The 20,446-nt window shown below is 37.1% G+C and carries 20 protein-coding genes; 10 read left to right on the forward strand and 10 right to left on the reverse strand.

All coding sequences use genetic code 11. From position 1 onward, the window contains the following. Positions 1-43: 43 nt before the first annotated feature. Positions 44-1,327 (forward strand): citrate synthase, encoded by a 1,284-nt coding sequence (locus KIM67_RS05070; protein WP_213830262.1) that lies wholly within the window; start codon positions 44-46, stop codon positions 1,325-1,327. 7 nt (positions 1,328-1,334) lie between these two features. Here the strand turns inward: KIM67_RS05070 and KIM67_RS05075 are convergent, their stop codons facing one another. Beyond that, a complete protein-coding gene (locus tag KIM67_RS05075; RefSeq protein WP_213830263.1) occupies positions 1,335-1,859 on the reverse strand; it encodes a hypothetical protein in 525 nt (174 codons plus the stop codon). Between the two features lie 283 nt (positions 1,860-2,142). Here KIM67_RS05075 and KIM67_RS05080 point away from each other — a divergent pair, with 283 nt between their 5' ends. Both KIM67_RS05080 and ctlX read left to right on the forward strand, forming a co-directional pair. Beyond that, positions 2,143-3,057, forward strand: a complete 915-nt coding sequence (locus KIM67_RS05080; protein WP_213830264.1) for a dimethylarginine dimethylaminohydrolase family protein — start codon at positions 2,143-2,145, stop codon at positions 3,055-3,057. A 12-nt stretch (positions 3,058-3,069) separates the two neighbouring features. After that, on the forward strand, positions 3,070-3,999 hold the full coding sequence (ctlX, locus tag KIM67_RS05085) for a citrulline utilization hydrolase CtlX (RefSeq protein WP_213830265.1): 930 nt from the start codon (positions 3,070-3,072) through the stop codon (positions 3,997-3,999). Between the two features lie 139 nt (positions 4,000-4,138). Here ctlX and KIM67_RS05090 read toward each other — a convergent pair whose 3' ends face one another. Beyond that, positions 4,139-4,324, reverse strand: a complete 186-nt coding sequence (locus KIM67_RS05090; protein ID WP_213830266.1) for a hypothetical protein — start codon at positions 4,322-4,324, stop codon at positions 4,139-4,141. 77 nt (positions 4,325-4,401) lie between these two features. On the opposite strand from KIM67_RS05090, the gene KIM67_RS05095 reads away from it, so the two are divergent. Then, entirely contained in the window at positions 4,402-4,641 is a 240-nt protein-coding gene (locus KIM67_RS05095; RefSeq protein ID WP_213830267.1) for a helix-turn-helix domain-containing protein, read from the forward strand. On the opposite strand, the gene KIM67_RS05100 is transcribed toward KIM67_RS05095, so the two are convergent. The 4 genes from KIM67_RS05100 to KIM67_RS05115 all read right to left on the reverse strand — a co-directional run bounded on the left by KIM67_RS05100 (position 4,625) and on the right by KIM67_RS05115 (position 8,330). Beyond that, a complete protein-coding gene (locus tag KIM67_RS05100) occupies positions 4,625-6,127 on the reverse strand; it encodes a carboxypeptidase-like regulatory domain-containing protein (RefSeq protein WP_250149158.1) in 1,503 nt (500 codons plus the stop codon). The genes KIM67_RS05095 and KIM67_RS05100 overlap by 17 nt on opposite strands. Positions 6,128-6,228: 101 nt before the next feature. Continuing rightward, positions 6,229-7,653, reverse strand: coding sequence for an SDR family oxidoreductase (locus KIM67_RS05105; RefSeq protein ID WP_213830268.1), 1,425 nt, complete (start codon positions 7,651-7,653; stop codon positions 6,229-6,231). Further along, positions 7,650-8,075: a hypothetical protein gene (locus KIM67_RS05110; protein ID WP_213830269.1), complete on the reverse strand. Its 426-nt coding sequence runs from the start codon at positions 8,073-8,075 to the stop codon at positions 7,650-7,652. The genes KIM67_RS05105 and KIM67_RS05110 overlap by 4 nt, the downstream gene beginning before the upstream one ends. A gap of 111 nt (positions 8,076-8,186) precedes the next feature. Further along, positions 8,187-8,330: a hypothetical protein gene (locus tag KIM67_RS05115; protein WP_213830270.1), complete on the reverse strand. Its 144-nt coding sequence runs from the start codon at positions 8,328-8,330 to the stop codon at positions 8,187-8,189. Between the two features lie 80 nt (positions 8,331-8,410). On the opposite strand from KIM67_RS05115, the gene argS reads away from it, so the two are divergent. Then, positions 8,411-10,189, forward strand: coding sequence for an arginine--tRNA ligase (gene argS / locus KIM67_RS05120; protein ID WP_213830271.1), 1,779 nt, complete (start codon positions 8,411-8,413; stop codon positions 10,187-10,189). After that, positions 10,167-10,994 carry a zinc-dependent peptidase gene (locus tag KIM67_RS05125; protein ID WP_213830272.1) on the forward strand — a complete coding sequence of 276 codons (828 nt, stop codon included), beginning with the start codon at positions 10,167-10,169 and terminating at the stop codon, positions 10,992-10,994. The genes argS and KIM67_RS05125 overlap by 23 nt, the downstream gene beginning before the upstream one ends. 105 nt (positions 10,995-11,099) lie before the next feature. Here the strand turns inward: KIM67_RS05125 and KIM67_RS05130 are convergent, their stop codons facing one another. Beyond that, positions 11,100-11,837, reverse strand: a complete 738-nt coding sequence (locus KIM67_RS05130; protein WP_213830273.1) for a bacteriorhodopsin-like — start codon at positions 11,835-11,837, stop codon at positions 11,100-11,102. Positions 11,838-11,969: 132 nt separating this feature from the next. Here KIM67_RS05130 and KIM67_RS05135 point away from each other — a divergent pair, with 132 nt between their 5' ends. Then, positions 11,970-12,827 carry a Brp/Blh family beta-carotene 15,15'-dioxygenase gene (locus tag KIM67_RS05135; protein WP_213830274.1) on the forward strand — a complete coding sequence of 286 codons (858 nt, stop codon included), beginning with the start codon at positions 11,970-11,972 and terminating at the stop codon, positions 12,825-12,827. Here KIM67_RS05135 and KIM67_RS05140 read toward each other — a convergent pair whose 3' ends face one another. The 3 genes from KIM67_RS05140 to KIM67_RS05150 all read right to left on the reverse strand — a co-directional run bounded on the left by KIM67_RS05140 (position 12,828) and on the right by KIM67_RS05150 (position 17,008). After that, a complete protein-coding gene (locus tag KIM67_RS05140) occupies positions 12,828-15,398 on the reverse strand; it encodes a TonB-dependent receptor (RefSeq protein WP_213830275.1) in 2,571 nt (856 codons plus the stop codon). After that, positions 15,379-16,290, reverse strand: coding sequence for a FecR family protein (locus KIM67_RS05145; RefSeq protein ID WP_213830276.1), 912 nt, complete (start codon positions 16,288-16,290; stop codon positions 15,379-15,381). The genes KIM67_RS05140 and KIM67_RS05145 overlap by 20 nt, the downstream gene beginning before the upstream one ends. Before the next feature lie 220 nt (positions 16,291-16,510). After that, positions 16,511-17,008 carry an RNA polymerase sigma factor gene (locus tag KIM67_RS05150; RefSeq protein ID WP_213830277.1) on the reverse strand — a complete coding sequence of 166 codons (498 nt, stop codon included), beginning with the start codon at positions 17,006-17,008 and terminating at the stop codon, positions 16,511-16,513. A 112-nt stretch (positions 17,009-17,120) separates the two neighbouring features. On the opposite strand from KIM67_RS05150, the gene KIM67_RS05155 reads away from it, so the two are divergent. From KIM67_RS05155 to ffh, 3 genes are all read left to right on the forward strand, one after another. Beyond that, the gene (locus KIM67_RS05155) at positions 17,121-18,200 is read left to right on the forward strand and encodes a hypothetical protein (RefSeq protein WP_213830278.1); all 1,080 of its coding nucleotides are present in this window, start codon (positions 17,121-17,123) and stop codon (positions 18,198-18,200) included. 254 nt (positions 18,201-18,454) lie between these two features. Beyond that, on the forward strand, positions 18,455-18,961 hold the full coding sequence (locus KIM67_RS05160) for a hypothetical protein (protein ID WP_213830279.1): 507 nt from the start codon (positions 18,455-18,457) through the stop codon (positions 18,959-18,961). A 142-nt stretch (positions 18,962-19,103) separates the two neighbouring features. Beyond that, positions 19,104-20,432 carry a signal recognition particle protein gene (gene ffh / locus KIM67_RS05165; RefSeq protein ID WP_213830280.1) on the forward strand — a complete coding sequence of 443 codons (1,329 nt, stop codon included), beginning with the start codon at positions 19,104-19,106 and terminating at the stop codon, positions 20,430-20,432. The last annotated feature ends 14 nt before the right edge of the window (positions 20,433-20,446 follow it).

Genomic DNA, 20,446 nt, shown 5'->3' on the forward strand with positions numbered 1-20,446 from the left:
CGTAATTTCCGCTTTCTATTTTATTAAACTCTTAAATTATACAATGTCGGATAAAGCTATACTCGAATATGAAGGTAAAAGATATGAATTCCCAGTTATAAAAGGTACTGAGGACGAACTGGCCATAGATATTAAAACGTTACGGTCCGTTAGTAACATGGTGACCATTGATCCTGGGTATAAGAATACAGGCTCTTGCGAAAGTGCCATTACTTTCTTGGATGGGGAAAAGGGCATATTGCGCTATAGAGGGTATTCTATAGAGGAATTAGCCGAAAAAGCGGATTTTCTAGAGGTGGCCTATCTCTTGATTTTTGGTGAACTGCCTAATAAAGAACAGCTTACCAATTTTCATAACGATATAAAAGAAGAGTCCCAAGTAGACGAGGAAATGAAAAAGATTTTGGATGGTTTTCCAAAGTCAGCTCATCCTATGGGAGTACTATCATCATTGACAAGTGCTCTGGTCGCTTTCAATCCCACTTCTGTAGATGTCTCTTCTGAAACAGCTATGTATAACTCGATCGTTCGTATTTTGGCCAAGTTCCCGGTATTGGTAGCATGGGCACAGCGAAAAAAGAAAGGATTGCCATTGGATTATGGTGATGATAGTCTGGGGTATGTGGAAAACATCCACAAAATGATGTTTAAAAAGCCCAATCAAGAATATAAAAGAGACTCCATAGCCATAGATGCATTGGATAAATTATTGATTTTGCATGCGGACCACGAGCAAAATTGTTCCACTTCGACGGTACGTATTGTAGGTTCATCCCATGCTGGTCTGTTTGCGTCTCTTTCTGCGGGAATATCAGCATTATGGGGTCCGCTTCACGGTGGTGCCAACCAAGCGGTTTTAGAAATGTTGGAAGCGATTCAGGCAGATGGCGGTGATACTAAAAAATATATGGCCAAGGCCAAGGACAAAGACGACCCTTTTAGGCTAATGGGCTTTGGTCACAGAGTGTACAAAAACTTTGATCCTAGAGCTAAGATTATTAAAAAATCTGCAGATGAAGTTTTGGGGAATCTAGGCATACAAGACCCTATTTTGGATATTGCCAAAGGGTTGGAAAAAGAAGCTTTGGAAGATGAGTACTTTGTAAAGAGAAAACTATATCCAAATGTAGATTTCTATTCTGGAATTATCTATCGTGCATTGGGAATCCCTACCGAAATGTTCACAGTGATGTTTGCATTGGGAAGATTGCCAGGTTGGATTGCACAATGGAGAGAAATGCGCTTAAAAGGAGAACCTATAGGAAGACCTAGACAAGTATATGTTGGTGAAAACCATAGGTCTTTTGTCAAGGTAGAAAACAGGTAATTTATACTTAACGTTGAAAATTTAGGAAGGACGGCATTTCAACAGAATTGCCGTCTTTTTTGTTTAATACTTTTACAATGCTATCACCAGAAATTAGATTCAAATCTTTGTCTTTTTCATAGCATATGCGCATAATACCAAAATGATAGTATGTTTTTATTTCCGATAATGCGTTGGTACTGATTTTATCTTTACTTCTTCGGTATTCATTATGTATGAATTCATGCGAATCCAAAGTGTTCAGATTTTTTATCGTATTGTTCAATGTGTTTTTATATTGATCCAAACATCTATTCATTTCCTTGAGCAAAATGGGTTGCTCCTTTAATAATTGGTTTACATCTACGGATGAAAATTGGGATAGATCGGTTTCGTGAAGACAATCGGAATATTTTGTGTCATATTCTGAAAGCTTATTGTTCTTAGAATTGAAAGTATGGGAAAATGAAATGCCATCAGGTAAAGAATCCATGGACAATAAACCAATGCAGACCGTGGTCACAAAACAAAAAGAGAAAACAACTTTTTTCATAGCTAAAGTTCTTTGTTGTTTAAATGTAGTAATTATGATGATTTTTTTGCACTTTTAAAGAAGAAAAATCATGATAAATATTAGTTTTATATCATTGAAAATCAAATAGTTGTGAAATAACTAATTTAATATGGCAAGTCTGGTATAAAGCCTTAGACATACTGATTTTTTTTCTTTTTTTGTCAAAGGGAAATCGTTAGTAAAGCACTAGTTTTGCCATACAATTTTTAAGGATTATGTCCTATATAAAAAGGAAGTCACTTAATTATTCAAGTATACTTTTATGATGCAGTTGCATATTCAAAATGAAACAGATCTATTGAAGGCCGTGATTTTGGGAACGGCAGAAAACTGTGGGCCAATACCAACTCCAGAAGAAGCTTATGATCCAAAGTCGTTGGAACATATTTTGGCGGGAACCTATCCAAAAGAAGAGGATATGGTAAAGGAGATGAAGGCTTTTGCACAAGTTTTTGAAAAATACAGTGTTGAGGTCATTAGGCCTGAAGTGCTAAAAGACTGCAATCAGATTTTTTCGCGTGATATAGCCTTTGTGATCGAGGATAAACTGTTCCATGCCAATATTCTTCCAGATAGAGAACGCGAGTTTGAAGCTATTCATAAGGTTTTGGAAAAAGTAGACCCTATTAAAATTGTTCGTCCACCCGAAGAAGTTCACATAGAAGGAGGCGATGTAATGCCTTGGAACGAATACATCTTTGTAGGCACATATACTGCTGATGATTATCCCGATTACATAACCGCACGGACCAACAAGGCCGCTGTAGCATATCTAGCGGAACAGTTTCCGCATAAAACGGTAAAATCTTTTGAGCTAAGAAAATCCAATACAAATGCAAAAGAAAATGCACTGCACTTGGATTGCTGCTTTCAACCTGTGGGCAAGGATAAGGCCATTCTCCATAAAAATGGGTTTTTGGTAGAAGAAGAATACCAATGGTTGGTAAACTTTTTTGGTAAAGAGAACATTTTCGAAATTACAAAGGACGAAATGTACCAGATGTTCAGTAATGTGTTTTCCATTTCGACTGAAATAGTCGTTTCGGAGCAAAATTTTACGCGGTTGAACGATTGGCTACGAGAAAAAGGTTTTACCGTAGAAGAAATACCGTATGCGGAAATTGCAAAACAAGAAGGGCTGCTTAGATGCAGCACATTACCATTAATAAGAGAATAAATTTAGTTTTTGATGCAGATTACCAATAGCATTTTAATGATTAGGCCCGTCAATTTTCGTATGAACGAACAGACAGCGGTCAACAATTACTTTCAAGAAGAATTGAGCTTAAAAAACAATGAAATAAACAAAAAAGCCCAGAAAGAGTTTGATGATTTTGTAGATAAACTTAGAAATCATGGGGTCAATGTGATTGTTGTTGATGATAAAAAAGAAACAGATACTCCAGATTCTATCTTTCCCAATAATTGGATTTCGTTTCATGATAGTGGTATCATCTGCGTATATCCAATGTTTGCACCAAACCGACGAAAAGAACGAAGGGAAGATATCTTTGACGTGCTCGAAGAACATGGTTTTCATATAGACAACATTGTTGATTATACCGCTGCGGAAGAGGAAGGTGTTTTTTTAGAAGGAACGGGCAGTATTCTAAAAGATAGGGTCAACCAAAAAGCCTATTGTGCCCTAGGGGAACGAGCAGATGAGGGGCTCTTTATAGAGTTTTGTGAAGATTTTGACTGTTTTCCCGTTATTTTCACGGCCAACCAAACAGTTGATGGCAAAAGGCTGCCAATCTATCATACCAATGTAATGATGGCCATGGGCGAGACCTTTGCCGTAATCTGTTCAGATACCATTGACGATAAAAAAGAACGCAAAAATGTAATCGAGCACCTTAAAAAAGATGGTAGGGAGATAATTACCATTACAGAAGAACAGATGTACCAATTTGCGGGAAACATGCTTCAGGTCATTGGTGCCAACGACCAACGTTTTATGGTAATGAGTTCGGCAGCATATAAAAGCTTGAAACAATCCCAAATTGAAGCTATCGAAAAGCACTGTGAAATCATCCATAGCCCCTTGGATACCATTGAGACCTGTGGTGGGGGCAGCGCACGTTGTATGATGGCCGAAGTGTTTTTACCGAAGGCTTAATTTAGGTGACAGGTGACAGGTGACAGGTGACAGGTGACAGGTGACAGGTGAAGGTTGACGGTTGACGGTTGACGGTTTTCCTTTGTAGTTGAGCTTGAGTTTGTCACTTGAACTTGATTTTTGAATTTGAGTTTGGACTTCAACTTCTCAACCCAACTATTAATCCTCGTATTGCTGAAACCACTTCTCGCACTTCTATGGGGTCGAAAGAATCGGGTTCTAAATAGAATAGCATTTCTATACCATAATCCAATACTTTTCCTAATTCTTCAGGACTGCCATAAGTGTCTTCAATCCATTGAATTAAATATTCACCTTGTTTCATTTCACTTTGAACTTGTCATATATGACATTTATAACCGTAAATATAAATCTTTTATTCACTTGTCAAATATGGCAAGTATGAAAAAAGATGAAGTTTTAAGGAAAATCGGTGAAAATGTGAAAAATGTCCGTTTGAAAAAAGGGCTTACACAGGTAGATTTAGTGGGAAGAATTGAAGCCAGAATTGACACCACAAATATTTCCAGAATAGAAAAAGGTAGAACTAACGCGACCATTCATACATTGTTCCGTATTAGTGAAGCCTTAGAAGTACCTCTATCTGAAATCTGCAATCTAAAATCTATTCAGTTACCGTAAACTCCCGTATTGCCTGATTGGGTTCCATAATATTATAACCTTTCCAAAACTCAGGATTATAGGCCGATAAATAAGTTGCTTTTACGGTTTCGTCCTCTGTAATTCCATCTAAACCAGATTTAGGGATTGTATTGGAATCAAAAACGACCATTTCAAACTTTTCGGTGTTGTAGTTAATGACATCTAGGGCTAGGGACAGTTCATTCTGTTTTCTACGCCCTTTTACATGTTTGTTCTTTTCAATCACTTTTAAAGGCCTGTCCACACCCATTTTACGTCCAAAAGTCAAGGCCATAAACTTAATGTTGTATTTGTCCTTTCCAAATTTGGAAAAAACCGTACTCCCGTTATACTTCTGTTCCCTGTAGCTAAACCCTAATAGTTTAACACTCTTAATGGGTTTTACATTTTCATAATCTATCCGCATAATGGCAAAATCCTCTATGTTTACAAAAAGCTTTCCCTTAAAATCCGCACGTCCCGATGGTTCATAGCCAATAATATATACACCTTGATTTTCCAGTTCTGAATACCCAAGAAGCTCAAAGTCATACCGATTCAGTTTTTTGACAACATCCAGCTTTGATTTTTTCCCAAAGAGCTGGTTATGTATTTCGTTTAGCACATACTTTCGGTTTCCAAGAAAATCGCTCTTTTTTGGTTCTTTGAGTTCAGCTTCAAGTTCATCCGTATCTTCCTCCGCATCCAGAATGGAATCTACCTGAACTTTTTGCCCAAATATTCCAGACTTTATTTTCAAATATGAGTCAGGTTTTACGTTGGCCTTAAAAATAGTTTCAAGCTTCTCCGAAAGTGCCTCCATAGAACCTTCGTTGCTTTTATCGTACAGTTCCGCTGCTTTAATGACCTCTAATTTGTTCTGTTCATCGGAACGGTAAAAATCGCCAAGGGTTTCTGTATAGTATTGTGAGTTACGCGGAAGAATCGTGATGACACTGTCAATGAGTTTTTTATCAAGCTCTTCTATAGTGGATTTTTTAAATTCGATATCAAGTCTTTGCAAAGTATTGAAACTGGATTGTCTCAAAAAAAAACGTTGTTTTAAGGGCGCTTTATTATAGTTTGCTGGAAGACGTTCCTCCACTTTTTCCATAATGTCATCTACACTAAGTTCCTTATTAAAAAGATAGACACCACTAAGTTCAATGGCTTTTGGGGTAACGGCAATCACGCTATCCAAAATCCGCTCAAAAGAAATTCCAGTTTTGGCATATCCCATGCTCGACACATAAATGGAATCCAGTTGTTGTTCGGATTCGTTCAGTTCAAAACTAAAGCGGCCTTCTTCATTGGTAATAACACCTTGGTTTTCGCCATACTGAACTGTTGCATAGGGAATAGGTTGCTTGGTCTTACTGTCTATTATTTTTGAGGTGATGGTCTGTGCGGATATGTTTAATTGAAAAAAAAAGAAACTAAAGGTGAATGCGACAAACTTGATGTATTGCATAGTTATATTTTTCATGGTCGTTTAAAGAAAAGACACCTTTTTATGGTAAAAGGTTGCTTATAGCTCTAAATTTTTGAATTTATTCAAGTAAGTTTCTCAAAGTTTAGGCCAGAATGCTAGGTTTTGGAAATATTTCTGATCATACCTCCAAAAATAAAATAGTGAAAGGGTAAAACACTATACCAGTACAACCTTCCCCTAAGTCCTTTTGGCCTAAATGTTGCTACTTGGTGAAGGGTATTGTTGTTATCTATCTTAAACTCCAGCCAAGCTTCTCCCGGCATGCGCATTTCGGAAAAAAGCAAAAGACGTTTGGATTTTTTATCTGCAAGAAGTACGCGCCAGAAATCAAGGGCATCTCCAGGGAATATTTTATCAGGATTGGTGCGCCCACGTCGTAAACCTGGCCCTCCATTGAGTTTATCCAAAAATCCGCGTATTTTCCAAAGCCAATCACCATAGTACCATCCTTGTTTGCCACCAATTCGCCATATATTTTCCAGAACCTCATCTTCATCTGTAATGGACATCTTCTTTACATCTTTCAGAACCCCATATTTTGGTACCTGTATGTATTTTTCTAGATCATCACTTGTTCGGCCGCTGGCAATACTATCCTTCCAACTGCTCAAGACCAGGTTTTGCTCAATTTTTTTAAAGGCCATTTCAATGGCTTGTGGATAGGTATGGGTTTTAATGCCCAATAGTTGCTGTAACTTATCATCTTTGGCAACGACTTCCATCTTCATGCTATCTACCAGGTTAACGGCTAGTTTGTATGAGGTTGAGGTGACAAAATAGAGCCAATAGGAAGACAGCTTTGGTGTCATAATGGGCACGGTAAGTATCCAGTTTTTAAACCCTCTCACTTCAGCATATTTATGGAGCATTTCTTTATAAGTAAGAACATCTGGCCCACCAATGTCAAAAGACTCGTTGTAGGTGTCTTTATTGCCCAATACACCAGTAAGAAAATTGATAACGTCTCTTATGGCAATGGGCTGGGATTTTGTCAATACCCATTTTGGAGTAATCATAAAGGGAAGTTTTTCGCACAGGTCTCGAATAATTTCAAAAGAAGAACTTCCGGATCCTACAATGATGCCGGCTCTTAAAACTGTTAAATTGAACCTTCCTTGGTATAAAATATCCTCTACGTTTTTTCTGGAGCTCAAATGTTTGGAAAGTTTTTCGTCATTTACGATGCCGCTTAGATAAATAACCTGCTGTATCGATGTTTCCGATACATATTCATTGAAACTTTTAGCTGTTATGGCCTCCTTTTCATCAAAATCATCAATAGATGAGGTCATGGAATGGATAAGGTAATAGGCGGCATCAATATCTTTAGGGATTTTAGTTGAATCGACTTCTTCCAGAAAATCAATTTCAACTACCTGAATCCTTCCCCGTGTCTTTTTATCGATGGACAAACGTTTTTCATCCCGAACGGCACAGATGACTTCGTGGCCAAGTTCCAACAAACGTGGTAATAAGCGCATTCCAATATAGCCGTTGGCACCGGTTAGAAGAATTTTCATAAATCCTCAATTGAAGTGGGGGCATTGTCAGCTTTATAATCCAATAGCTTTTTAAAAAACTTTTGTATCGCTTTGGTGTCGGACCTTACCTTTATAAAATAACTATCACGGTAGATGGAATAAATTGCAAAGTCACCTTTATAGATAGTGAGTTTATAATAGGGGATAATCAGGCCATAAGTTTCCAATAATGACCTAAAACGCACGATGATGCCTTTTGGACGCATTTCAATATTACATGCATTCAGGTTGTTGTCCAGAATCAATAGATTCTGGATTTCTATGCTGGTTTCCGTAATAAAAAGTTTTGGAGAACCTATTCCTTTTAAGGCAAAGCGTTCTTTTAGGGTAAACGGTTTACCGACCGCCTCGTCAATTTTTTTGGTGATCGTTTTGTCGTTGTAAGAAACATTTAAAAGCATAGCAAACCGTTTTTTTTCAATTTTAAAACAATGTTTCTGGATTATCTAAATAAATATGGTAGTCTGTATGTTCCTAATAGATTTTATTACTCCACTATCAAAAAAAGAGGTCTACTTGGTTACGACCATCACCACATGCGTATCAACTTTAATCTTCCTAATGCGGGCAATAGTTTTGTGGATAGCAAAATAGACCAATACAAGGATATTGCCTTGCAAACGTTCCATAGCATTGTTTTCCATAAAAATAATCATAATAAGAGGTTTAGCCACTTATATCTACTTAGAAAAGGGTAAAAAATATGTAGTTTTGCTGGCTGAAAAAGGCTTTCTAGATGAGTTTACAAAATGAATTGTCCAAAAATGTTGTCACTGCGATAACCGAACTATACGGTGCGGAATTACCATCTGTAGAGTTTCAACCTACTCGCAAAGACTTTGAAGGAGATATTACGGTGGTAGTTTTTCCTATGTTACGGGTGGTAAAAGGAAACCCTGTTGAAATCGGCACTAAGATTGGGGAATATTTAGTGGAAAACGTTGCAGCGATTGAGAAATTCAATGTGGTGAAAGGCTTTTTAAATCTGGTGATTCATGATGTATTTTATATCGATTTCTTTAACTCGATCGTTAATGAGAAAGATTACGGATTTGTAAAAACTGCGACCAAAGATGCGGTCATGGTGGAATATTCTTCGCCAAACACGAACAAGCCTTTGCATTTAGGCCATATCCGAAACAATTTATTGGGCTACTCCGTAGCGGAAATCTTAAAAGCTTCGGGAAAGAAGGTCTATAAAACCCAAATTATCAATGACCGGGGAATCCATATCTGTAAAAGTATGTTGGCCTGGCAGAAATTTGGTGAGGGTGAGACTCCTGAATCGACTGGATTGAAAGGCGACCATTTGGTGGGGAAATATTATGTGGCTTTTGATAAGGTATATAAAGAAGAAATTGTTAAAATCACTTCCGAGGGCATAGAAAAAGAAAAAGCTGAAAAGGAGGCGCCCATACTATTGGAAGCACAAGAGATGCTTCGGAAATGGGAAGCTGGGGATGCGGAAGTTGTTGCCCTTTGGAAAATGATGAACGGTTGGGTGTACGAAGGGTTCGATACTACCTACAAAAACCTTGGAGTTGATTTTGATACACTCTATTATGAAAGTGATACCTATCTTTTAGGAAGGGATGTTGTAAAAGATGGTCTTGAAAAAGGCGTTTTCTTTAAAAAAGAAGATGGTAGTGTTTGGATAGACTTAACGGATGAAGGTCTTGATGAAAAAATCGTATTACGTTCAGATGGTACGGCAGTTTATATGACCCAAGATATTGGAACGGCCATTCAACGGGTAACGGACTTTACAGATATCAATGGAATGGTATACACTGTTGGCAATGAACAGGATTACCATTTTAAGGTACTTTTCTTAATCCTGAAAAAGCTTGGGTTTGCTTGGGCAAAACAACTTCATCATTTAAGTTACGGAATGGTCGATCTGCCCAGCGGTAAAATGAAGAGTAGAGAAGGAACCGTTGTGGATGCCGATGATCTTATCGATAATATGACCCGTACCGCCGAGGAGATTTCTGAGGAACTTGGTAAATTGGAAGGATATTCCAAAGAAGAGAAGCAAGAACTCTATAGCATTATTGGTCTTGGGGCTTTAAAATATTATATCCTTAAGGTGGATCCCAAAAAACGTATTCTTTTTAACCCTGAAGAATCCGTGGATTTTCAAGGGAATACCGGGCCTTTTATTCAGTATACCTATGCAAGGATTCAATCTATTCTTAGAAAAGCTGATTTTGAAACTTTAGCTACGCTTGATACAAAACTGGTCTTGCACGAAAAGGAAAAAGAACTATTGAAACACATTCAGTTATTTCCCGAGACCATTCAATTGGCGGCCGAAAGTTATAGCCCAGCTTTAATAGCCAACTATACTTATGATTTGGTAAAAGAGTTCAATTCCTTTTATCAACAGGTTTCTATTTTAGGGGAATCTGATGTACATAAAAGACAGTTTAGGGTGCTCTTGTCCAAAAAAGTGGGAGCTATTATCCAATCTGCATTTCAACTTTTAGGAATTGAAGTTCCTGAACGAATGTGATTTGGGAATTACAGGCGTGGACATATTTGGATTTTGTTGCATTTTATTTATCCTAAGCTATCTTGGTTACATCATATACTATGCTTTTGGTCTATATGGCATAAATCCATTTTTAAAACCCAGTCCCTTAACTACAAGAGAAGAAAATCGATTAATTGGGCTAATTGGTTTTCTTGGCCTTTTGGATGAAGAAAAAAGAGCAACGTTTTTTAAAAGGGTCTCTTGGTTTAGGTCTAAAAAGACGTTTTCTTTTAAAGGACCTGTAGAGAACAAGGAAGAACTAAAACTTTTGATCAGTGGTGCAGGTGCCTTGTTGACCTTGGGTATGAAAAATTATAAATACATTAAGTCGGTACAGCAGATTGTTATTTATCCATCGGAGTATTATTCTATCATTAATAAAAAACATCATTTAGGAGAATATAACGTAGGTCTCAAAACTTTGGTTTTTTCTGCGGATACTTTGGTGCATGGGTTTGAAAGCAGTACCGATAACGTAAATTTAGCCATACATGAGTTTGGGCATGCACTTTTTTTCGAAACAAAAGGTAAAAATACGTGGGAAGCACTACGATTGCAATGGGGCTTTAAGAAACTAAAAAAACTATACGGTACTCCTGAATTAAATAAAGAAGCATTAGGATTGAATTATTTTAGAAAGTACGGAAACACGAATGTGTTTGAGCTTTTTTCCGTGTTATGTGAAAACTTTATGGAGACCCCGGTTCACTTTAAAGAAAAATCCCCAGAAGTTTATCGCATCGTAAAACAGATGCTGAATTATCATTTTTCCAAATCACATTGAAAGGTGTGGTTTCTTAATACATAAAAAACACCGCCCTTTAGAGCGGTGTTTCCTTAACCAACTAAATAAATGAGCTCAGAAAGACCTCATTTTCGTTTGAAAGATTTATGCTTCAGCAGTTTTGCTGGTTTGTGATACGGCAAGACCATAAATTACCAATCCAAACCCAATTTTGTTAATGGCATCACCAATGTTGTAAATCACATTTAAATCCAGACCTCCAAAGATTCCTTCATACCATCCTGGCGTACCTGCCATATACCCTATAGGATATATTGCCCATCCAACCAATACGAACCAACATAAGGTTTTGTGTGCTTGCAAGACCGAACCTCCTGCTTCGACAGCCAATTTTTTCGCTTTGCCCAACCAAATGTCGTAGACAATAACAAAGTAAGCAATACCGGATACAAGACCCCATAACCAAGCATTGTCTCTGTCTACAGCTTCTCCTATGTACCCAGTGACCAACATCACAACTGAAAGGAATATCAACCTCCACATTAAAGATGTTTTAGCACCTGCTACGCGTAGAATTAAAAAGAATTCAACGCACATTAATGGTACCGTTAATACCCAATCTACATATCTGAAAAACGTTGGTGATTCTTCAAATCCAGACCAATAATCTCTCATGTACCAATAGTGTACTGCGGCAATAAATGTAATCAATCCTGAAACTAAAATGGATGTTCTCCATTTTCTGTCAAAACTGTTCATCGATAAAAAGAAAAATGCGGAAGCGGCCATCATGGCCATGCATCCTACAAAGAACGTGAAGCCCACATAATCATCGGTAGCAAGTTGCGCTACCATGGGCAGTGATGTAAATAAATTTTCCATGTTATTTTGGTGTTAATTAATTTTGTTTAACCAAATCTAATAAAAATTAAACAATAAATTCATATTTTTGTTTATTATTTTTTATCAATGATTCAACAAAAAGAGTTAAATTTTGTCAAATTGAGAAGTGCTATGATAGTGGTTACCATCTTTGCATTGTGGTTTTCCGTATTTTCAAATGATGAGGTTGAGGGTTTTGTTTCTTATTTTTTCATATTTACTTTTGGCATCCTACATGGTTCAAATGACATCAGGCTAATTCAGGTGAGTGCAGAAAGAAGTAAAGGTAAAGTCCATAAAATGAAGGTTTTTGGGTTGTATGTAATGACTGTTTTACTGATACTGTTAATTTTTTCATTCTTCCCGGCGTTGGCATTGATTTTCTTCCTTCTTATAAGTGGATTCCATTTTGGAGAGCAGCATTGGAATAAAAACCTGATTAAGAAAACCAAATGGGACGTATTGTTATTTACATTTTACGGATTATTTATTTTGTTTATCATTTTTTATGTAAAACATGAACAGGCATCTCTCATTATCCAGGATATTTCTGGTTTAGCTCTAGAAAAAAATAGTTATCTCATCGCTACGGTAGTCATTGGTATACTTTTTTTGCTACAATTGGGCTTGTATTTTTATTTCAATCTGTTGAAAGCAAATATCTGGGAAGAGCTATTCTTTTTATTGGTCTTTTTTATCATATTCCAAACCGCCTCTTTACTTTGGGGTTTTTGTATATACTTTGTGGTTTGGCATAGTATACCTTCCTTGGTGGATCAAATGAACTATCTCTATGGAACGTCTAATAAGTTGACTTTTATAAAGTATTTGAAATCATCATGGATGTATTGGGTGATTTCTTTGGTAGGACTTTTTGGACTGTATTTTCTCCTTCGCGACAACAACCAGTTCTTCACTTCGATTTTACTGTACTTTTTGGCTGCTATTACATTTCCGCACGTTATTGTTATGTCAAGACTTGAAAAATAACTAAAAATTAACCCTAAAGCTTACGTTTGGTGTAATTCCCAGTGAAACGTTTTCCACTGTTTCAATTTGGTTGTCCTCAGTTACGCGGTAGTATTTGTCAAGCGTGTTTTTTCGGTTGGTAATGTTCAATATTGAAACTCCAGCATTGGCGTTAATGCCTTGACTCAACTTAAATTTATAGATGGCAGAGGCATCTGCCCTAATGTACTGCGGAAGTCTACTGCTATTGGGTGACTTGTAATTGATTCTTGTTGGTAAAACAGAAGTATTTAGGGCAATGTCACCATCCTCTGGTTCTGTAAACGGTTTTCCAGTACGATAATTGATCCCCAATCCTAATTTCAGGTTTTTATAGGTATACGTACCAGCCACAGAAATCGTATGCCTTATGTCCAAATTATTGGGAAAGCCATTTGGGACTATGGCATCAAAATTATAATTGTTATCGTTGAAGGTATAGCTTAACCACGTACTGTATTTTTCCCCTTTTTTGTTTATCAAAAACTCAAGTCCTTTAATAGTATAACTTCCTATTTCCCCATTAAATTGATTTTGGTTCTGAAAGCCTTGGGTATTGGTACTTATTCCATCTACTTCTTTGTAGAACCCTTCGACTCCAAGATAAAAATTGTTATTGTCATAATTTATGCCGATCGAACCTTGTCTACTTCTGGTTATCGGTAGCGTATCATCATCGGATAAGACCCACCTGCGCTTTTCAATGCCCAAGAAATTTTGTTCCAAGTCTATAATTTGGTTAACGGTTTGACTCTTGAACTCTCCTAAAACTTCTCCCCGTATATGTTTTGCAAGCCTAAAGTTGAGGTTGAGGCGGGGCTCTATAATAAACTTGGAGAACGTATCCACATTCTCGATATAATTAAACCGCAAGCCTCCTTTTGCAATAAATCGGTTCTCTGGAGTGCTAAAGCGGATTTCTGTATGTGGCGCGTGAATTCTTATCACACCTTTCACTTCACTGTCGAAAGGTGGCTGGGTCAAATTTGTAGTGTTTACGATACCTGTCTCTATATATTGATATCCATTTTTCCATGTAAAACTATTCGATATGGCATAATCCGTATCTAATTTGATGGCATTTTCACTCACCTCATTATTTTGTAGTAAAAACTGAATCCGATTTCCAAAAAAACTTTGTGAATCTAACGTGTAGCGCGAATAATAGACGTTTAGGTTGGAACTGAACTTGTTTGTCCAATTGCTTTGCAGTTGTACACCGATCGACAAATTATTTTGTGTTAAGACACTATTTGTGGTTTCTGGCTCGGTCAAATTGGTCTCCGAGTATTCAAGATTGTTTGTTATGCTGATAAGGTTTACCCTAAACTTGTGCTTGTCATTGATATCATAAAGTAGTTTTCCCGTAAAATCATAAAAAAAGAAATTTTCATCCCTGATGATATCTTCATCTATGGTGACATTATTTTGATTGGTTACCTCGCTATCCTGAAATGCTCTATCAAAAAATTTTGCATACGTGGGCGTATTTAAAAAGTCTGTTGAAGAACGTCTGGCGGAAAGTTGTATTCCCACTTTATCGCTCAAAGGGATTTGGCCATAGATATCTCCACTTATAAAGTTAAAACCTGCACCGCCTAAAATAGTATTGGAAAGTTCGTTCCTGGTTTCCATTTGTATAACACTGCTTACGCCATCGCCATATGTAGAAGGTGTTCCGTTCTTTATTACGGTGACTTTATCTGTCAAATACGGATTAAAAGCAGAAATCAATCCAAAGAAATGTCCGGATTGATACATTTTGATTCCATTCCAAAGCAATAGATTTTGATCATTGGTGCCACCTCTTACGTTAATATCGGATACTGTCTCATCAATGCTTTTTATTCCGGGCAGCGCTTGGACCGTTTGGAGGATATCTGGTTCTATAAGTCCGGGTAAAATTCCAAAATCCGAGGTGTTTAAAGTAATGCTGGCATCCATTTCCTTTATAATACCCGAGGTGAGAAATTGATATACCACAACTTCATTGAGTTCTTCATAATGTTGGGCCATAAGAATTTTGGCACATCCGTTCTCCTTTACAATATCTTCAACACTTAGGTATTGTGTAGTATAACCTAGATATCTAATTTTAAGCGAAGCGTTCCTTGGGATAGTATCAAAGGTAAATGAACCTTCCGTATCTGTAGTTACGGCTATTTTGGTTCCAATAATCTCTACTGTAGCCCCTGAAACGTTATTTTTTGCAAAATTGTCCAATACTTTTCCGCATATGTTAACAACTGCATTTTTGGTCAATGCGTAATATCGGTCATCTATTTTCTCGGTTTTTAGCTGTAAATGTTGTTCAAGAAAATTTAGAATGTCATTTAATGAAACCACATTTTCAGGTATGGAAATGGTCAAGTTGTCCAAATCCTTATCAAGGTATGAAAACTTGATATTGAAACGTTCTTCCAGATTTTTTATATAATTAGTGAGCACAACAGGTTTATCCTGTTCTTCCTGAGCATTGATATGGGCGCAATACAGAAATAACAGGAACCCTAAGAAGAGTTTAAAACACTTGCTACGGAGTGTTCTTGGCATAGAAAAGTACGTTGTTACCCTCAATTTTGTATGTAATGCGAGATGGGGTGCTTATACTTTTTAACGCCATATTTAGGTCTGTGTTGCTAAAAGTTCCTGTAAATAATAAACTTGTATCAACATCCTTGGAATTTACCTTGATATCATACTGTCGTTCCAGTTCTTTAAAAACATAGGATAATGGGATACTGGCAAAATTACTTTCGTTATTTATCCATGAAGGTTGTATGCCTTTTGGTTTGGAAACCTCCATTACCTCTCCCTCAAGTACTAAAAAAGAAGTACCTGCAGGTAATTTGGTATCTAGATTCTTGTGCGAGACGCTTACTAAGCCTTCATAACAAGTAACCTCGAAAAAACCTTCTCTATTTTCAACGTTAAACTGGGTTCCCAATACAGAAACAGTTCCATGATCGGTTGAGACAGTAAACTTTTTTCCTTTAGCAACCTTAAAAAAAGCCTCTCCCTTTAGTTTGACATTACGTTTTTCATTCCATTTTTTTTCACTGTAAGAAACTTTTGAATCTGCGTTTAGGATAATTTTTGAACTGTCCGGTAACAACAGCTCTGAGCGTTCTGCCAATTGGGTGGTAACTGTTTGATCCATTGAATTGACAAAAAAGTAAGAACCCGTCAGCAAAACAACAATAACAGCAGCAACACGCAGGAATTTTTTAAATGGATTTAGGGTGATAACTTTTGGAGCATTCCCAATTCGTTCATTTTGTAGCTCCATTAAAGATTTGTCAACATCGAATTCAGGGGCTACTAACGTACCCGAAACCTCTTTTAGCTTTATAAAAGAGGCATACGCATCGGATTGCTTAAATTCCGCAAGCTCATCTTCGGAAAGTTCTCCGTTAAGCCATTTTGCCAGATAATTTTCTTGCATGGGTGCTATGCTTTATAGTTTGTAACAATTTGAGAGTTAAAAACCCTACTTTTTGGTTCTCAGTTCTCAGTTCTCAGTTCTCAGTTCTCAGTTCTCGGATTTCAGATTTCAGATTTCAGATTTCAGATTTCAGAAAAGTGCTTTTAAAGATAGCTCATAAATGATTATATCCTTTTATTGTCAATGTACTTGTATTTTTTAGGCTAAATCTTATCAACCATCAAATCCCATCTATCTCCTCGCGTAGGCTTTTTAAAGCCAAGTGCATTCTTTTTTCTATAGCCTTTAAGCCTACACCTTCTATTTCAGCAATTTCAGCATATTTCTTCCCATCTATTCTATTGAGTAAGAATGTAGTTCTTTGGTTTTCGGGTAAATTGTTCAATGCCTTATCCAATTTCTCCTTGTATTCTTTTTCTTCCAACAAAAATTCGGGGGACTCATTGGAGTGCTCAAGCGTTGGTTGTGCGTACTTCAACCGTACCTTTTCTGCCTTTATTACATTTAAATAGGTATTGTTTGCAACGGTGTACAGATACGATTTTGCCTTTTCGGGCAGTACTTTTGCACAGTTCTCCCATAGCTTTACAAAAGCTTCTTGCACTGCATCGTGTGCTTTCTCTTCATTCCCAAATTTATAATATATGTAATTGAATACCGTTTTGGAATTAGTCTTGAATATAGAACTGAATAGTTGTTCTTCGCAAACATTTTTCATTTAAAAAGGTTTGTCATTTGTCCAAAGATATTTTAAAAAATTGAGCTTGAGTAGGGTTTTTTAACCGAGAGTTGTTTTAACATTGTAGTATGATTCTCTATGTCAAATCATTATGAAAAAACGTATTGCTAGTTTAATTTTTCTAGGTGTTTTTATCATGGCACTCAATTTTACGGCCTGTCAAGAAGGACCAGAGGAAATAATTGAGGACGCTGCTCAAGAGACGATAACATCCAATTCAAATATTGGTATGTTGATTAAAAAAACTTCTTCTAACGATGGCTCTTTTGATAATATAGTGGACAGGGCCAGTTGTATCGAAGTACAATTTCCGTATACAGTAGAGGCAAATGGGGTTCAACTTACTATAAATTCAAGAAAAGATTTTCAAGCCATAGAACGGATTTTTGATGAGAGTGATGTGGACAATAATAATTTGGATATTTTTTTCCCAATTACGATAATTTTAGCCAATTACGATGAGAAAGTAATTAATACTAAGGAAGAGCTACTGGAATTGGCTGCAAGTTGTGTTGAGGGGGGAAATGATGACAATATCGAATGTGTTGATTTTATATACCCTTTGACTCTTTTTTCATTTAACCCAAACAACCAGCGCACGGGAGAAATTACAGTAACTAGCGATAGGGAACTAAGAATGTTCTTTAAAGGATTAAACGATACTGATCTTGTAGGTGTGGAATTCCCATTGACTTTACAAAAATTTGATGCTACGGAGATTGTCATAAACACCAATAGTGAACTTATTACTGCATTGGAAACGGCAAAAGACGAATGTGATGAAGATGACGATAACGATTTTAATGATGACGATTTTGATGAACAACAATTTGATGCCTATCTAGGACTATGTGAATGGGAGATCACGGAAATGGTCAGTGAAGGTAATAGTCAAGTAGAACAATATGTTGGGTATACATTGGCGTTTTTGGAAGAAAACATTTTGCTGTTAAAAGATATGAACGGAAACACTTTTAATGGCACTTGGAGTTCAAACTTTACAACCCAAGGTGCATTAGTGACGATACAGCTCGAAGAATTTATTGAATTTAACCTTGAATGGTCGGTGTCTGAAATAGCACAAATTACCATAAGGTTCAATTTCAGCAACGAAAACAAAATAATACTTGAGCAAAGCTGCATGGACGAAACCGGGGCAATTACACACTAGCAGAGACTGGATGTATACAGATGCTATAAGATGATTATGGTATATTAAATGATTAAAGCTTTTTAGAAAAAGAAGATTTCCCCATTTTTTTAGAAAAGGACGGCTATCCCTAAAACCGTCCTTTTCTTTTTCTGGCCAAATAGTGTTTTAAATTAAGATCTCTCAATTATTTTTTAAGAAGGGGGGTGGGGTATATTTTGTTTAGCCTGTTCTATCAATGTAACAGATAAAATAGTAACATAAACAAAATGATCATGAAGTATTTAAAGCAAATTTTTTTAAGTAGTGTATTAATCCTTACCGTATCATGCGATAATAACGAGGATGGGAATGATGATTTCAACAGCAACGATTTTTTTGACAGTACCGATGTAATGGCAATGGAGAATATTGCCGAAACTGGTAGCTGGAGAGTTGCAAAATTTATTGACGATGGTGTTGATGAGACCGATGACTTTGCAACATATGCCTTTATTTTTAATGAAGATGGAAGTATTGTTGCGGATAATGGCTCTGAAACGGTAACAGGTTCTTGGAAAATTGAATATGATGACGATGACGATGACAAGTCAGATGATTTGGAGCTTGAAATATCCTTTTCAACATCAAACGATATTCTGGATGATTTGGACGATGATTGGTATGTTCTCGAATACAGCGTAAATCGTATTCGTTTAGCTGAAGATGATGATTTGGATGACGATGATGACGATGACGACGACGACGACGACGATGATTTTTTAACTTTTGAGCGAATCTAATAGGAGATTATAATTTGAGATAGTATGGATAAGGAGCAGTTATTTTACCGCTCCTTTTTCATTTGTGCATTTTCATTAACAAAATGTGGGCTTCCCATTGCTTATTCTTAAATTTGTCCTTCTTAAAAAATTAGGTAACAAGATGTTTGATAATTTAAGCGATAAGTTAGATAAGGCGTTACATGTCCTTAAAGGGCATGGTCAGATAACGGAAATCAATGTAGCGGAAACCCTAAAAGAAATAAGACGGGCATTGCTCGATGCCGATGTCAATTTTAAGATAGCCAAAGAGTTTACAAATAAAGTCAAAGAAAAAGCTCTTGGTCAGAATGTACTGACCAATTTACAGCCTGGCCAGCTTATGGTCAAGATCGTAAAGGATGAACTGACTGCTTTAATGGGGGGAGATGCCGAAGAAATTGACCTTTCAGGAAACCCTTCGGTCATTTTAATGTCTGGTCTGCAAGGTTCAGGTAAAACTACGTTTTCAGGGAAACTGGCGAATTACCTGAAGAACAAAAAAAATAAGAAACCACTTTTGGTTGCTTGTGATGTATATCGTCCAGCGGCTATAGACCAGTTGCACGTAGTTGGGGAACAAATTGGGGCAGAAGTATTTTCGGATAGGGATAACAACGATCCCGTTGCAATTGCCAAAGCAGGTATAAATCACGCAAAAACTTTGGGTTGCAATGTAGTTATTATCGATACTGCGGGTCGTTTGGCGGTTGACGAGCAGATGATGACAGAAATTGCCAATATCCACAAAGCAATAGCACCACAAGAAACACTGTTCGTGGTAGATTCCATGACAGGACAAGATGCTGTGAATACCGCAAAAGCCTTCAATGATATCCTAAACTTTGATGGTGTCATACTTACAAAGCTGGATGGTGATACCCGTGGTGGTGCGGCCATTTCCATAAAATCCGTGGTGGATAAGCCTATCAAATTTATCGGTACTGGAGAGAAAATGGAGGCAATCGATGTCTTTTATCCTTCCAGAATGGCAGATAGGATTTTAGGAATGGGAGATGTGGTCTCTTTGGTAGAGCGTGCCCAGGAACAATTTGATGAAGAACAGGCACGTAAAATCCAAAAGAAAATCGCCAAGAACAAATTTGGGTTTGATGATTTCTTGAGCCAGATACAGCAGATCAAGAAGATGGGGAATATGAAGGACCTCATGGGAATGATCCCAGGCGCGGGAAAAGCATTAAAGGGATTGGATATCGATGATGATGCCTTTAAGCATATTGAAGCTATTATACATTCCATGACGCCCGAAGAACGCTCAACACCCTCAAAGTTGAATGCAAGTCGGAAAAAGCGCATCGCTAATGGTAGTGGGCGAACGGTGCAAGAAGTAAATCAGTTGCTGAAACAGTTTGAGCAGATGAGCAAGATGATGAAGATGATGCAAGGCGGTGGAGGTAAAAAAATGATGCAAATGATGCAGAATATGCGTTGATTTTAGTCAGTAGT

The organism is Flagellimonas sp. 389 (assembly GCF_018449435.1).
Taxonomy (GTDB): Bacteria; Bacteroidota; Bacteroidia; order Flavobacteriales; family Flavobacteriaceae; genus Flagellimonas.